The organism is Catenulispora subtropica (assembly GCF_039531675.1).
GTDB lineage: Bacteria > Actinomycetota > Actinomycetes > Streptomycetales > Catenulisporaceae > Catenulispora > Catenulispora subtropica.
The window spans coordinates 18,607-31,965 of the sequence record NZ_BAAAQM010000043.1; the positions used below are offsets into that span (position 1 = coordinate 18,607).

The 13,359-nt window shown below is 71.3% G+C and carries 17 protein-coding genes; 14 read left to right on the forward strand and 3 right to left on the reverse strand.

From position 1 onward, the window contains the following. Nucleotides 1–5: 5 nt before the first annotated feature. Entirely contained in the window at nt 6–509 is a 504-nt protein-coding gene (locus tag ABD466_RS30405; protein ID WP_344660645.1) for a GNAT family N-acetyltransferase, read from the forward strand. Here the strand turns inward: ABD466_RS30405 and ABD466_RS30410 are convergent, their stop codons facing one another. Beyond that, nucleotides 510–827 (reverse strand): hypothetical protein, encoded by a 318-nt coding sequence (locus ABD466_RS30410; RefSeq protein ID WP_344660646.1) that lies wholly within the window; start codon nt 825–827, stop codon nt 510–512. Between the two features lie 162 nt (nt 828–989). Continuing rightward, the gene (locus tag ABD466_RS30415) at nt 990–1,646 is read right to left on the reverse strand and encodes a TetR/AcrR family transcriptional regulator (protein WP_344660647.1); all 657 of its coding nucleotides are present in this window, start codon (nt 1,644–1,646) and stop codon (nt 990–992) included. Nucleotides 1,647–1,766: 120 nt separating this feature from the next. Between ABD466_RS30415 and ABD466_RS30420 the strand changes: the two genes are divergently transcribed. From ABD466_RS30420 to ABD466_RS30460, 9 genes are all read left to right on the forward strand, one after another. Beyond that, entirely contained in the window at nt 1,767–2,798 is a 1,032-nt protein-coding gene (locus ABD466_RS30420; RefSeq protein WP_344660648.1) for a medium chain dehydrogenase/reductase family protein, read from the forward strand. 54 nt (nt 2,799–2,852) lie between these two features. Continuing rightward, complete coding sequence (locus ABD466_RS30425) at nt 2,853–3,041, forward strand: hypothetical protein (protein WP_344660649.1); 189 nt, start codon at nt 2,853–2,855, stop codon at nt 3,039–3,041. 146 nt (nt 3,042–3,187) lie between these two features. Next, nucleotides 3,188–3,595 (forward strand): hypothetical protein, encoded by a 408-nt coding sequence (locus tag ABD466_RS30430; protein ID WP_344660650.1) that lies wholly within the window; start codon nt 3,188–3,190, stop codon nt 3,593–3,595. Continuing rightward, on the forward strand, nt 3,592–4,098 hold the full coding sequence (locus tag ABD466_RS30435; RefSeq protein ID WP_344660651.1) for a thiol-disulfide oxidoreductase DCC family protein: 507 nt from the start codon (nt 3,592–3,594) through the stop codon (nt 4,096–4,098). The genes ABD466_RS30430 and ABD466_RS30435 overlap by 4 nt, the downstream gene beginning before the upstream one ends. A gap of 7 nt (nt 4,099–4,105) precedes the next feature. Beyond that, nucleotides 4,106–4,810: a TetR/AcrR family transcriptional regulator gene (locus tag ABD466_RS30440; RefSeq protein WP_344660652.1), complete on the forward strand. Its 705-nt coding sequence runs from the start codon at nt 4,106–4,108 to the stop codon at nt 4,808–4,810. A 137-nt stretch (nt 4,811–4,947) separates the two neighbouring features. Beyond that, nucleotides 4,948–5,862 carry a hypothetical protein gene (locus ABD466_RS30445; RefSeq protein WP_344660653.1) on the forward strand — a complete coding sequence of 305 codons (915 nt, stop codon included), beginning with the start codon at nt 4,948–4,950 and terminating at the stop codon, nt 5,860–5,862. A gap of 1 nt (nt 5,863) precedes the next feature. Then, a complete protein-coding gene (locus ABD466_RS30450; RefSeq protein ID WP_344660654.1) occupies nt 5,864–7,594 on the forward strand; it encodes a peptidoglycan-binding protein in 1,731 nt (576 codons plus the stop codon). Beyond that, nucleotides 7,591–8,271, forward strand: a complete 681-nt coding sequence (locus ABD466_RS30455; RefSeq protein ID WP_344660655.1) for an ABC transporter ATP-binding protein — start codon at nt 7,591–7,593, stop codon at nt 8,269–8,271. Before ABD466_RS30450 ends, ABD466_RS30455 begins: the two co-directional genes overlap by 4 nt. After that, nucleotides 8,264–9,610: an ABC transporter permease gene (locus ABD466_RS30460; RefSeq protein ID WP_344660656.1), complete on the forward strand. Its 1,347-nt coding sequence runs from the start codon at nt 8,264–8,266 to the stop codon at nt 9,608–9,610. Before ABD466_RS30455 ends, ABD466_RS30460 begins: the two co-directional genes overlap by 8 nt. A gap of 101 nt (nt 9,611–9,711) precedes the next feature. On the opposite strand, the gene ABD466_RS30465 is transcribed toward ABD466_RS30460, so the two are convergent. Further along, nucleotides 9,712–10,263: a hypothetical protein gene (locus tag ABD466_RS30465; protein ID WP_344660657.1), complete on the reverse strand. Its 552-nt coding sequence runs from the start codon at nt 10,261–10,263 to the stop codon at nt 9,712–9,714. A gap of 142 nt (nt 10,264–10,405) precedes the next feature. Here ABD466_RS30465 and ABD466_RS30470 point away from each other — a divergent pair, with 142 nt between their 5' ends. Genes ABD466_RS30470 through ABD466_RS30485 form a run of 4 tightly spaced genes read left to right on the forward strand, consistent with a single transcriptional unit; the run spans nt 10,406 to nt 13,354 of the window. Next, complete coding sequence (locus ABD466_RS30470; protein ID WP_344660658.1) at nt 10,406–11,266, forward strand: FAD:protein FMN transferase; 861 nt, start codon at nt 10,406–10,408, stop codon at nt 11,264–11,266. After that, the gene (locus ABD466_RS30475; protein ID WP_344660659.1) at nt 11,263–11,829 is read left to right on the forward strand and encodes a ferric reductase-like transmembrane domain-containing protein; all 567 of its coding nucleotides are present in this window, start codon (nt 11,263–11,265) and stop codon (nt 11,827–11,829) included. Before ABD466_RS30470 ends, ABD466_RS30475 begins: the two co-directional genes overlap by 4 nt. Nucleotides 11,830–11,831: 2 nt before the next feature. After that, a complete protein-coding gene (locus ABD466_RS30480; protein ID WP_344660660.1) occupies nt 11,832–13,139 on the forward strand; it encodes an NADH-ubiquinone oxidoreductase-F iron-sulfur binding region domain-containing protein in 1,308 nt (435 codons plus the stop codon). After that, complete coding sequence (locus ABD466_RS30485; protein ID WP_344660661.1) at nt 13,136–13,354, forward strand: ferredoxin; 219 nt, start codon at nt 13,136–13,138, stop codon at nt 13,352–13,354. The genes ABD466_RS30480 and ABD466_RS30485 overlap by 4 nt, the downstream gene beginning before the upstream one ends. Nucleotides 13,355–13,359: the final 5 nt, after the last annotated feature.

Here is a 13,359-nt window from a genome sequence, read left to right on the forward strand (position 1 = left end):
GCTCAGTGACCGTCGACATCGTCATCAGAACCTTGACCCCGTCGACCCTCGCCCCACTGCGCGAAGCGGTCCTAGCCGTCGCCGCCCAAGCCTTCGCCATCCCACCCTGGAACGAGAAACCCTCCGACGCCATCAACATCGTCGACCGCATGTGGGACGTGACCACCCGCCCCGACTTCATCGCGACCGCCGCCTTCGACGGCCCCCACATGATCGGCTTCACCTACGGTTACACCGACGACCGCCTGACGACCATGTGGTCAGACGAAGCCGGCTCGGCTGCCGAGGCCTTCGAAGTGATCGAGCTCGCCGTCGCGCCGTCCTACCAGGGTCTGGGAGTGGGCAAGCGACTGCACGACGCCCTCCTCGCCGACGCCCCGAGCCCGCGACTGCTCCTTACGCACCCCGAGGCTCCAGCGCGCCACGCGTATGGACGGTGGGGTTGGACGGAGGTGGCGGAGGCTGTGATGCCGGCGGGGCATCCCATCGTCCTGATGAGACACGGCTGATTAAACCGGGGTCATCGGCGGTTCCTGCCCCTTCCCCTGCCGTATCGCATGCTCCATGGCCTCGACCGCCCGCGCTTCGTCCTCCTTCGTCGTCGGCCGCAGGAACTTGATGACGTCGTCCGGCCGGCAAGCCCACACGGTCTGCCGGTCACCCTTCGCGATACCGGTCCGCACACGCAGACTCCGCGTGTGAGCCTCCTCCCGGATGAGCTGCCGGAGCAGAGCAGGGTCCTCCACCTCGTGTTCGACGGCGTAGCCCTTGAACTGCACGTGATCGACAAGGCGCACGACGAGGGCTTCGAGGTCTACTCGGTCCATGCTGCGAGCTTAGGTGGGGCAGCACGACGGATCGGGAAGTTCCGCCGAATCGGATCATTCACCCAGGTGACGTCCACTCAGTCGCGCTGCGCCCTCCGACACCGAAGCCCTCGCCGGCGCTGAAGTACGCCACCCGGCTGTCTCGATGTCTGTCGCAGCGGGTCAGCCCCCTACGACGGCCTCCACTTCAGCCGCATACAGCTGAGCGGGGTCGAAACCCATTCCGTCGAAGTGGCCGGCCAGTTCCAGCGACAGCACCCCGTGCATCCGGGTCCAGAAGATCACGGCCCGGTGCAGCGCCGCCGGATCCGCCGGGTGCGCTCCCGCCCAGCCGCGATGCTCGGCCAGGTGCTCCTGCAGCGGTGACGGCGGCATGGCGCCGAGCCCTTCGGCGTCGCTGGCGTCGAGCAGTGCGGTCATGACCTCGCTCGTGAGCCGCGTGGTGTCCTCGGGCGCGTGGTAGCCCGGCACCGGCGTGCCGTAGAGCAGCAGATAGCGCTGGGGGTCTGCGAGCGCCCACGTGCGCAGGGCTTGTGCCAGGCCCCGGAGATCGGCGCCGTCCGCGGCGGCGGCATGGATCGTGTCGGCCAGGCTCTGGTAGGCGTCGCGGATGAGCTCGGTGATCAACTCGTCGCGATTGGCGAAGTAGCGGTACAGCGCTGGGCCGCTCATCCCCATCTGCTTGGCGACGGCGTTCAGCGACAGCGCGGAGGCGCCCGCGGTGGCGATCTGCTCCCACGCGTGCTTCTTGATCTCCTCCTGCACCTGGGCGCGATAGCGCTGCCTGGGTGTCCCGGTCTCCGTCTGGGCCGTCGCCATGACCTGATCCTCCGTCTCCGCCGTCTGGTTAGAGGCTATCACTTATGTGATTGACACTCACTCACGTTCGGTGTTATAACTTCTAACGAACACAAGAGCTTCTCAAGAAGGGCTGCGGCCATGACCGATCAGACGCTTGTCCAGGTGGTTCTTCCGGGTGTTGTGGAGCCCGAGGGCCTGCGGGTCCAGCGAGTGGCCGTGCCGCGGCCCGGCCCGGGGCAGATCGTGATCGCCATGGAGGCGACCGGGGTCTCGTTCGCCGAGCAGCAGATGCGCCGCGGGCGGTACTACGACCAGCCCCCGTTCCCCTTCGTGCCCGGTTACGACGTCGTGGGCCGGGTGTCCGCGACCGGTGCCGGGGTCGACCCGGAGCTGGCCGGGCGGCGGGTGGCGGTGCTGACCAAGGTCGGCGGCTGGGCCAGCCACGTGCTCGCCGATGCCCGGGACGCGGTGGAAGTCCCCTCGGGCCTGAGCGCGGAGCAGGCCGAGACCGTCGTGGTCAACGGCATCACCGCCTGGCAGATGCTGCACCGCCGGGCCCGCGTGCGGGCCGGGCAGACGATCCTGGTGCACGGCGCCAGCGGCGGGGTCGGCTCGGTCCTGGCCCAGCTCGCGCTCGCCGCCGGGGTGACCGTGATCGGCACCGCCTCGGTCCGGAACCACGACGCCCTGCGGGCGGCGGGCGTCATCCCGGTCGACTACCGCGCCGGGAACGTGCCGGAGCAGGTCCGCGGCCTGGCGCCGGGCGGTGTGGACGCGGTGTTCGACCACGTCGGCGGGCGCAGCGTCGTCGACTCCTGGCACCTGCTCGCCCCCGGCGGGGCCCTCGTCGCCTACGGCAGTGCCTCGACCCGCGACGACACCGGGTCCAAGCAGTGGCCGGTCCTGAAGATCCTGGCCCGCACCACGCTGTGGGACATCCTGCCCAACGGCCGCCGCGCGTCCTTCTTCAACATCTGGGCCGGCAAGAAGCTCAACCAGGACCGCTTCCGGGCCCGGCTGCGCGCCGACCTCGGCGAGGTGTTCACGGCGCTGCGGCGCGGCGACATCACCGCCCCGATCGCGGCCCGGCTGCCACTGGCCCGGGCGGGCGAGGCGCTGCGGCTCGCCGAGTCGGGGACGGTCGCCGGAAAGATCATCCTGACTCCCTGAACCGGCACAGCATCCGAACTCACTGCACAGCCCGATACCGAAGGGGCCCTCGGCGTGCTGTTCACCGCCGACGGCACCTACACCGGCCACATCAAGGGCGCGCCCCGGCCGTTCGCCGTCCCGCTGGCCACGCTTCCGGACACCCACGGCCACCGCGTCGCCTCGGACCAGGACTTTTACATCGTGAGCTCGGTCCTCGCGCAGTCCGGTCTGCCGGCCGGCTGGACTCCGTCGGCTTCCTGATTCCCTCCGGGAGCGGATGCACCGCCTCTGATCTGCGATGGCGCAGTTCAGAGGCGGTTTCGCGACTCAAAGTTGAACACGTTCAAGTCCGGTGCTACGGTTCCCGTGTCAGTAGAAGTTGAACACGTTCAACTCGGAGGGGAAACGTGGACCTGACCGTCCTCACCTACGTGATCTACCTGCTCATCAGCGTCGTGCTCACCGTCTGGGTGGCCCGCACGCTCAGCCGCGCCGGCCGGGTCTTCCTGGCCCAGGTCTTCCCGGACTCGGAACAGCTCCCGGAGGCGGTGAACCATCTCCTGGTCGTCGGGTTCTACCTGGTGAACCTGGGCTTCGTGAGCCTGTATCTGAAGAGCGGGTCCACGACCGACACCGCCCGCCAGGTCTTCGAGGGCCTGTCGGTCAAGGAGGGCGTGGTGCTGCTGGTCCTGGGCGGCATGCATCTGGGCAACGTCTTCGTGCTCAACAAGCTGCGGTCCTCCAGCCGCCGGGACCACGGCATCCCGCCGATCCCGCCGACGGGGTACCTGGCCGGTGCCGAGGCCGAGCTGTGACGGCGCCGGCTCCCCGGCAGGCCGCGCAGCCCGTGCGCGGCCTCACCGTGCTCTACGACGCGCAGTGCCGGCTCTGCCGCGCCGTGCACTTCTGGCTCGAACGTCAGAAGCAGCTCGTGCCGCTGACCTTCGTCCCGGCCGGCTCGACGAACGCCCGCATGCGGTACCCCGGCCTGAACCACCAGGCCACCCTGGAGGACATCACGGTCATCGGCGACGGCGGCCAGATTTTCTCCGGGGACGCGGCTTGGATAGCGTGCCTGTGGGCGTTGGCCAAGCACCGCGGCCTCGCCCATCGCCTCGCCACCCCGGCCGGCCGGCCCTTCGCCCGCGCCGCGGTGCTCGTGGCGGCCAAGCTGCGCGCGTCGCTGACCGACGTCGGGCCCGGCACCGGCTGTGCCGACGGGGCCTGCGACGTCCCGGCGCCGGAACCGTACGAAGGACGACGAGAGCATGGAGCCAAGCGGGCCCCCCGAGCCCCGACCGGGACGCACCGATTCTGAGACCGGCGTGGCCCGCGACCGCGTGGAGAACACCACTGCCCGCGGCGACGAGCGCAAGGCCCTCATCCTCGACACCGCCCTGCGCCTGTTCGAGCGCGACGGTTACGAGAAGACCACCATGCGCGCGATCGCGAAGGAAGCCGGAGTATCGGTAGGCAACGCCTACTACTACTTCGGCTCCAAAGACCATCTGATCCAGGCCTTCTACGACGAGGTCTCCGAACGCCACGTCGCCCAGGCCCTCGCCGCCATGCGCCCCCACCGCGACCTGGCCACCCGCCTCTCGGCCGACCTCCATACCTGGATCGACGTGGCCGAGCCGTATCGAGAGTTCGCCACCCAGTTCGTCAAGAACGCGGTGGATCCCAACTCTCCCCTCAGCCCCTTCTCCCCGGAGTCCAAGCCGACCCGCGACAAGGTGATCGACGTCCATCGCCGCGCCGTCCTGGGGTCCACCGCGAAGTACGACCCGGGGATCGCCGAGAACCTGCCGGATCTGCTGTGGATGCACCACATGGCGATCGTGCTGTTCTGGGTCTACGACCGCTCACCCGGCGCCCGGCGAACGCGGGAACTGGTCGACCGGACCTCGCCCATGGTGGCCCGGATCATCGGTTTGAGCCGGTTCAAGGTGGTGCGGCCTCTGTTCCGCGAGGCGGACAAGTTGATCCGGGACTTCCTGCTACCGGGGGACGAGCCGGGCGGCGCGTAACACCGGCCCCTCTTCGAGCGTCGAATCGGATGGCAGGCGGTCGACGAGCCCGCTGAGCCCTCTGACACCGATTTCGGGAGGACTCCGTGTTGAAGACCAGGATTTTGACATGCACTTTGCTTGCGGCGGCCACTGCCATGGTCCTGACCGGCTGTTCCTCCGCCTCCGCGCCCGCCGGCGCCCCCGCCGCGGCGAACGCGAAGCCGAACGCGAACGCGAAGGCCGGCGGCGCTCCCACCAGCGGTGGCAGCACCGCGCCGAAGGACTCCGGCTCGTTGCCGATGGACGCCTACATCTTCCTGTCCGACAAGGACCAGCGCGTGGTCCAACAGGCGATGAGCCTCGTCACCCGGGACTGCATGAAGCGGTTCGGCTTCGACTACCAGCCGCCGGCGCCGGATCAGAGTTCGTCGGGTGATTCGCCGAAGCACTACGGCTTCGGGGTCGACGACGTCAAGCAGGCCCAGTTGTGGGGCTACCACAGCCCGCAGCAGCAGGTCACGCAGCCGGCGCCGGCGGAGCCCGACGACGGCAAGAGCTCGCCTTCGCACCTGGTGCTCATCGGCGGTGTGAAGTCCGCCGGAGGGCAGGCCGTGCCGGAAGGCGGGTGCAAGGGGGAGGCCGAGAGCAAGGTGCTCGGCCCGGATCTGAGCAAGGACCAGGAGACGGCGCTCAGCGGCCCGAACGCCGACGGGAAGGACACGACTCCAGGTGGGCCCGCGGGCCATGACCCCAGGGTGCAGGACGCGCTCAAGGCGTGGAAGTCCTGCATGAACAAGGCGGGGTTCAACTATTCGGTGCCGTTCGACGGGCCGAAGCAGTTCTTGAAGGGCCCCGGCCAGGCGGTGCAGCCCTCCGCCCCGGAGATCGCCTCGGCGGTCGCCGACGCCACCTGCAAGCAGCAGGTCAACCTGAACGGCATCTGGTTCCAGGCCGAGACCGACCTGGAGAACACGTTCATCGAGCAGCACGCCACCGCGCTCAACGAGGTCCAGAAGCAGCGCGCGGACGAGGTCAAGCGCGCCGCCGCCATCGTCGCATCGGGGTCCTGACATGTCCGGCGACCCTCTCGCGGACGCCTTCCCGGGCTCCGACGATCCGACCGAGACGATCCCCGTCGTGGCGGCCGCGACCGGCCCGGCCGACCAGACCGGCCCGGCAAACGTGACCGACCAGGCCGGCCCGACCACGCAGACCGGCCCAACCGATCAGACCGGCCCAACCGACCCGAGCGACACCGGCCGCTCCCGTCTGGCGCGCCGCCGCCGGACGTTCATCGCGGTCACCCTCGGCGCCACGCTGGTGGCCGGCGGCGGCCTGGCCGCCTCGACGTTCGTGAAATCCCCGGCGGAGCTGGCCGCGGAAACGAAGGCCCCGGAGGCCTCGGTGCTGTCCGCCCCGGTGGAGAGGCGGGTCCTGACCGACGTCCTGACCACCCGGGGCCAGGTCGCGGCCACCACCCAGCTGCAGGTCACCCCGGCCGCGTCCTCGGCCCAGGGCGCCGCCACCTCGGTGATCAGCGCTCTGCACACCGCCGTCGGCAAGACGGTCAAGGCGGGCGACGTGCTGGTGGACGTCTCCGGCCGGCCGGTGATCGCGCTGCCCGGGTCCATCCCGGCCTTCCGCGACCTGAAGCCGAACGACGACGGTGACGACGTCGCCGAACTGCAGACCGCGCTGGCCGGCCTCGGCTACTCTTCGGGCGGCGACAAGAAGGGGCACTTCGGCCCCGGGACGAAGACCGCCGTCACGGACTTCTACAAGCACCTCGGCTACGACGTGCCGACGACCGGCGGTCCGAACGACGCCGCCGACCAGGCCCAGATCGTGGCCGCGCAGAACGCCGTGGACACGGCGCAGCGCGACCTGAACGACTTCGACCGGAAGGTCTCGGCGAGTTCGGCGAACTCCTCGATCTCCTCGGCGGCGTCGGCGTCCTCCTCCTCCCTGGCGGCCCTGTCCTCCTCGTCCTCGTCACCGGCGAACGTCGCCCCCACCGGCGGCGGCACCGCCGGCCCGACCACGCCGCCGGACGCCCCGAGGCCGACCCCGACCGGGACTCTGAGCACCGTCTCCAGCGAGGAGCCGGTCGCCGTGCAGCGCAGTTACCTGGCGAAGGCCCTCGACCAGGCCAAGACCGCGCGCGCCACGCTGATCGCCACCACCGGGCCGATGGTTCCACTGGCCGAGGCCGTGTTCCTGCCCGGCTTCCCGGCTCAGGTGACGCAACTCCCCGCGAAGGTCGGCGACAAGGTGACCGGTCCGGTGATCACCTTGTCCTCCGGCACGCTCGGGATCACGGCGCGGGTCACGCCGGACCAGGCCCGGTTGCTGAAGGCCGGGATGAAGGCGGACATCGTCGCCGAGGCGATCGGCAAGAACGCCTCCGGCACCGTGGCCGCCGTGGGGTCGGTCACCGTCGACACCCCCCAGGCGCAGAACAACCAGGCCGGTGCCGCGAACGCCGGGGGAGGGGACGGGAACCCCTACGTCCCGGTGACCGTCACCCCCGCCACCAGTCTGGACGCGACGACGTGGGCGGGCCAGGACGTCCGGGTGACGATCACGTCCGCGGCCACGTCGGGCCCCGTGCTCGTCGTCCCGCAGTCCGCGGTCTCGGCCGGCGCGGACGGACGCACCGTCGTGTCGAAGATCGGGCCCGACGGCCACGACGCGGTGCGCACGGAGGTCCGGGCCGGCATCTCCGGCGGCGGGTTCGTCGAAGTCCAGCCGGTGACCGCCGGGGCGCTGGCCGAGGGCGACCGCGTGGTGATCGGCCAATGACGGTGGCCCCGGTGATCGCCTTACGGGGCGTGGGCATGACCTACCCCGGACCGCCGCCGATCCGCGCCCTGCGCCCGGCGGACCTGGAAGTGACCCGTGGCGAGTACGTCACCGTGGTCGGCCCCTCGGGCTCGGGCAAGTCGACGTTCCTGAACGTCGTCGGACTGCTCGACCGGCCCACCGAGGGCACCTACGAGCTGGACGGCATCGACGTGTCCACGCTGCGCGAAGGCGAGCGCACCGCGCTGCGCGGCCGTCGGATCGGGTTCGTGTTCCAGTCCTTCCACCTGCTGCCTTACCGGACCGCGACGGAGAACGTCATGCTGGCGCAGCTCTACAACGGCACCCGCAAAGGCCTGAGACGCCCCGCGGCGCTCGAAGCCCTGGCGCGTGTCGGGCTCGGGCACCGGCGTGAGGCGGTGCCCACCCACATGTCCGGCGGTGAGCGGCAACGGGTCGCGATCGCCCGGGCACTGGTCAACCGGCCCTCGCTGCTGCTGTGCGACGAGCCGACGGGGAACCTCGACACCGCGACGGCGTCGGGGGTCATGGAGCTGCTCGACGAACTGCACGCCGCGGGCCTGACGATCGTGGTCATCACCCACGACGCCGCGGTCGCGCGGCGGGGGCAGCGGACGGTGACGATCCGGGACGGCGTGGTGAGCTCCGATGGCTGACACGGTGACCACCGGCACGGCGGTGTCCGGCGAAGGGGAGAGCACCTCCTCGCCGTCCGCGACGCTCCGAACGGGCCGCGATCGTCGTGGGCGTGGCCGCCGGATCGCCGAGCGCTCCCGGTTCGGCCTGCGCGATCTGGGCGCGGAGGCCCTGGCCGGCATCCTGCAACGGCCGGGCCGCTCGGTCCTGACGATGCTCGGAACGGTGCTGGGCATCGGGGCCTTCGTCACGATCCTCGGGTTGACCGCCACCGCCGCCGGACAGATCGACAAGCGGTTCACGGTGCTGTCGGCCACCGAGGTGGGCGTCGACGACACCGGCACCGCGCACGGCCAAGGCCAGCAACCTGATCCCGCGATCTCGTTCACCCCGGACGCGGGCGCTCGCGTGGAAGCGCTGCACGGGGTGGTGCACGCCGGCGTCTACTGGCCGGTGCCCTTGCGCAGCCCGCGGCTGGGGGCGGCCCCGGACCTGCAGTCCGGCGCCGCCGGCGACGGCTCCGGCCTGGCCGTCTACGCGGCCGATCCCGGAGCGCTCGCCGCCATGCACCCGACGCTCACCGCGGGAACGCTCTACAACGCCTTCCACGAAGGACGCCAGGAGCGCGTGGCGGTCCTCGGCGCCGCGGCCGCCTCCCGCCTGGGCATCACCCGGCTGGACGCCGAACCCGCCGTCTTCGTCGACGGCACGGCGTACACGGTGGTCGGCATCATCGGCGACGTCCAGCGTCACCAGGAGATGCTGCTCTCGGTGATGATCCCGACCAGCACCGCCCTGGCCGGCTACGGTCCGCCGGGAGAGCCGTCCCGTGCCAAGATGCTGATCGAGACCAAACTGGGCGCCGCCCAACTGATCGCCCACCAGGCCCCGATCGTCCTGCGCCCCGACGACCCGACGCTGCTCACCGCGATCGCGCCGCCGGATCCCAAGAGCCTGCGCAACGACGTCACCGGCGACTTCAACACCCTGTTCCTCCTCCTGGCGGCGCTGTCCCTGGTGATCGGCGCGGTCGGAATCGCCAACACCACCCTGGTCGCGGTCCTGGAACGCACCGGCGAGATCGGCCTCCGCCGCTCGCTCGGCGCCCGGCCCCGCCACATCGCGGGCCAGTTCCTCGCCGAATCCACCGTCCTCGGCACCCTGGGCGGCCTCCTGGGCACCTCGGTCGGCGTCGGCCTCGTCGTCGGCGTCGCCCTGACCCGGGACTGGACCGCCGTGCTCCAACCATGGGCGGTGCTTCCCGCCCCCTTGATCGGCTCGGTGGTCGGGCTGCTCGCCGGGCTGTATCCGGCGCTGCGCGCGGCGTGGATCGAACCGGTGGAGGCGCTGCGACGATGATGCCGACGGCGGCGGAAACGGCCGACAACGGCGTGCTTGGATCCTCCTGATCCTCCTGATCCTCCTGAACCGCCGATTCTGGAGGGTCTCTTGAACCACCCTTAGCGGGGCCTTAGCATTCGGGCGGCTGTACTGGCCGGCATGACTTCATCCGGCCACCGTGAAGCTCTCCGCGACTCGCAACTCCGCCGCCTGTCGACGCTGACGTGGCGCACGGCGCAGGTGGGGTTGGCGACGACGTTCGCCCTCACCACGGTCATCTCCCATTCGGCGAAGTCCGCGACTTCGGGATCGGATCCGTCGAACGCCCAGGGGGCGAACGCGGCGTCCACGGCGCCCGCGGCGGGCACCGGATCCGCTCCGGGCGGGAGCGCGCCGGTGGCCGACGCGTCCGGCGGGTCGCCGTCCGGTACGCCGAGCGGCCCGGGTGCGCCCGCACCCGACTCCTCGTCGGCCGGCAAGCCCGGGGTGACGTCGGCGCGCTCCACGAGCGCCGCTCCGAAGCCGGGCACGACCTCGACGCAGCCGGCGCCGCGTCCGACCACGCAGGCGCCCGTGCCGCAGCCGACGTCCACCAGCGCGCCGGTGCAGCCGCCCACGACGAAGCCCACGACGACCAGCGCTCCGCCGGTGACCTCCACCCACACGTCCAAGCCGTGAGCGCCATGACGACGCACATCCAGACCCGGCCGCAAGTCGGATCGTAGCCATGTCGTTCTGTGAGCCAAGGAGTTGGATGATCCTTTTGTCTTCCTAAGACCGCTTGGCCTCCGACTTATCGGCGTCGGTGAGCGGGTGCTCGCGGCCGAACTCGCCGCGATCGATACCGCGTGCTCCCGCTTCCGGCCGGATTCGGAGGTTTCGCGGGTCAACAGCGCACAAGGGGCCGCGGTCTCCGTCAGCCCGCTGTTCCTCGAGTTCCTCGGCGTCGCACTGCGAGCGGCGGAGGTCACCGCGGGCGCCGTCGACCCCACGTGCGGCTCGGCTCTCCTGGCACTCGGCTACGACCGCGACTTCGCCGAAATACGCAAAGCCGGGCCCGGACGCCATCGCGCCGAGAGCCCGGGCTCGTGCCCCGACCCCGTTCCGGTGCCCGGCTGGCAGAGCGTGGAGGTCGATCCCGGACATCGCAGGATCCGGATACCGCGCGGTGTCCGGCTGGACTTCGGCGCCACCGCCAAGGCCCACGCCGCGGACCGTGCCGCGCGCCGCCTGGCCGCCGAGCTCGGCTGCGGCGTCCTGGTGAACCTGTCCGGCGACCTCTCCGTCGCCGGGCCCGCCCCGGACGGCGGCTGGCCGGTCCGGGCCGCCGACGGCGAGCGGACCGACGCCGACGCGCCGGGCCAGACGATAGTCCTGCACGACGGCGGGGCCGCCACCTCCGGAACGACCGTCCGCACCTGGCTGCACGACGGCCGCGCGGTCCACCACATCGTCGACCCCGTGACCGGCGATACCGCCGCGGTGCACTGGCACACCGTCTCGGCGGTCGCCGGGACCTGTGTCGACGCCAACATCCTGACCACCGCCGCACTGGTCCGCGGGCCCGCTCTCCTGCCGTTCCTGCACGGCACCGGGTGCCCGATGCGCCTGCTCGGCCCCGACGGACGGATCACCCTGCTCGGAGGCTGGCCGGAGGAGGACCGCCTGCAATGAGCCTGTCGCTCAACGGACCCGGCCTTTGGTACCTCACACGGGCCACCGGAATCGTCAGCCTCCTGATGCTCACCTTCTCGGTCTTCCTGGGAGTGGTCATCCGGTCGCGGCGCTCCAGCCGGCGCCTGCCGCGCTTCGTCCTGGTCGGCCTGCACCGCAACGCCTCCCTCATGATCCTGATCTTCCTCGCGCTGCACGTGGCGACGACGGTGATCGACAGCTACACGAGCATCACCCTCCTCGACGCGTTCGCGCCGTTCCTGTCCCAGTACCGGACCGTGTGGCTCGGGCTGGGCGCGGTCGCCTGCGACCTGCTCCTGGCGCTGGTGGTGACGTCGCTGCTGCGGGAGCGGATCGGCCTGCGGACGTGGCGGCTCCTGCACTGGACGTCGTACCTGTGCTGGCCCGTCGCCCTGCTGCACGCCTGGGGCACCGGATCCGACCCGGGCGTGGCCTGGGGCCGGTATCTCGGATACGGCTGCGTCGCCTTCATCGGCGCGACGCTGCTGTGGCGCGTGATGATCGGTCTGCGTCCCGACCCGGCGGACACCCTGGTGCCCTGACGATGGCCGAAACCGATCTCCTGCGGGCCGCACCCGCCGCCGGCCTGCCCCGGCTCCTGGAAGGCGCCTGGTCCGACCACTCCGCCGATCTGCAGGCCCATCTCCGCAAGTACGGCCCGCCACCGGTGGACGTCAGCCGGCAGGCGTTGATCGAGGTCGTCGAACGCTCGGGTCTGAGCGGCCGCGGCGGGGCGGGCTTCCCCACCGGCCGCAAGCTGCGCTCGGTGGCCGACGCCGCCGGGGGACCGGCCGTCGTCGTCGCCAACGGCATGGAGGGCGAGCCGGCTAGCAGCAAGGACCGGTTCCTGCTCACCCGCGTCCCCCACCTGGTGCTGGACGGCATCGCCCTGGCCGCCCGCGCGGTCGGGGCCGACCGGGCGTATCTGTGCGTGCACCGCGGCGAGCCCGAATACACCGCCTGGCTCCGCGACCTCGTCGGCCACCGGCGGCGGGCCCGGATCGACCGGCTGGAGGTCGAGATCGTCGAACTCCCGCGCCGGTACGTCGCCAGCGAGCAGTCCTCACTCGTGCGGTTCATCGACGGCGGACCGGCCGTCCCCACCTTCGGGCCCCGCCCCCACGAGCGCGGCGTCCGGGGCCGCCCCACACTGGTGAACAACGTCGAGACGCTCGCGCACCTGGCGCTGATCGCCCGGCACGGCGACCGCTGGTTCCGCACCGTCGGCGCGCCGCACGCGCCCGGCAGCATGCTGATGACGATCACCGGCGCCGTCCACCGGCCCGGCGTCTACGAGGTCCCCATGGGGCTGCCGATCGGGCAGGCGATCCTGGCCGCCGGCGGGCCGGCCGAGCGGCTGAAAGCCGTGCTGTCCGGGGGGTACTTCGGAACCTGGATGGCGGCCGAGGTGGCGTGGAACGTCCGGCTCACCCACGCCGACATGCGACGCGCCGGAGCGTTCCTGGGCGCCGGGGTCCTGATCGTGCTTCCGGACTCGGCGTGCGTCCTGGGGGAGACTGCGCGCGTCGTCCGCTACCTGTCCGAGGAGACCGCCGGCCAGTGCGGGCCTTGTGTCTTCGGGCTCCCGGCGCTCGCCGACGCTCTCGGCGAGCTGGCCTTCACCGGAGGCCGGAGCCGGGCCATCCAGCAGGTCGGGCGCCAGATCGACCTGGTCGACCAGCGAGGCGCCTGCCGTCATCCGGACGGGGTCGCAGCCCTGGTGCGCAGCGCGATGGAGGTCTTCGCCGACGACGCTTATGAGCACGACCGGTTCGGTCCGTGCGAGGGTCTGCGTCGCCGTCCCGTCCTGCCCCTCCCCCCGCTGCACGAACGCGAAGAGGCCCGCAAATGAGTCACTTCCTCCGGGTCAACCCCATCACCTGCAAGGCCCACGGCATGTGCGCCGAGCTGCTGCCGGAGCTGGTCGAGCTCGACCCCTGGGGATATCCGATCCTCACCCGGGGCCAGGTCCCGGCGAATCTCCTGGACCACGCGCGCCGTGCCGCCGCCGCGTGTCCGACTCTCGCGCTGCTGGTGGAGGAGAGCGATCGCCCGCGACGGCGGTAGGACGT

Excerpts from the sequence above, each read along its gene's own strand:
- ABD466_RS30410 (WP_344660646.1), bottom strand. The coding sequence starts at position 827 with ATGGACCGAGTAGACCTCGAAGCCCTCGTCGTGCGCCTTGTCGATCAC.
- ABD466_RS30415 (WP_344660647.1), bottom strand. The coding sequence starts at position 1,646 with ATGGCGACGGCCCAGACGGAGACCGGGACACCCAGGCAGCGCTATCGC.
- ABD466_RS30420 (WP_344660648.1), top strand. The coding sequence starts at position 1,767 with ATGACCGATCAGACGCTTGTCCAGGTGGTTCTTCCGGGTGTTGTGGAG.
- ABD466_RS30445 (WP_344660653.1), top strand. The coding sequence starts at position 4,948 with ATGGTCCTGACCGGCTGTTCCTCCGCCTCCGCGCCCGCCGGCGCCCCC.
- ABD466_RS30450 (WP_344660654.1), top strand. The coding sequence starts at position 5,864 with ATGTCCGGCGACCCTCTCGCGGACGCCTTCCCGGGCTCCGACGATCCG.
- ABD466_RS30455 (WP_344660655.1), top strand. The coding sequence starts at position 7,591 with ATGACGGTGGCCCCGGTGATCGCCTTACGGGGCGTGGGCATGACCTAC.
- ABD466_RS30460 (WP_344660656.1), top strand. The coding sequence starts at position 8,264 with ATGGCTGACACGGTGACCACCGGCACGGCGGTGTCCGGCGAAGGGGAG.
- ABD466_RS30475 (WP_344660659.1), top strand. The coding sequence starts at position 11,263 with ATGAGCCTGTCGCTCAACGGACCCGGCCTTTGGTACCTCACACGGGCC.
- ABD466_RS30480 (WP_344660660.1), top strand. The coding sequence starts at position 11,832 with ATGGCCGAAACCGATCTCCTGCGGGCCGCACCCGCCGCCGGCCTGCCC.
- ABD466_RS30485 (WP_344660661.1), top strand. The coding sequence starts at position 13,136 with ATGAGTCACTTCCTCCGGGTCAACCCCATCACCTGCAAGGCCCACGGC.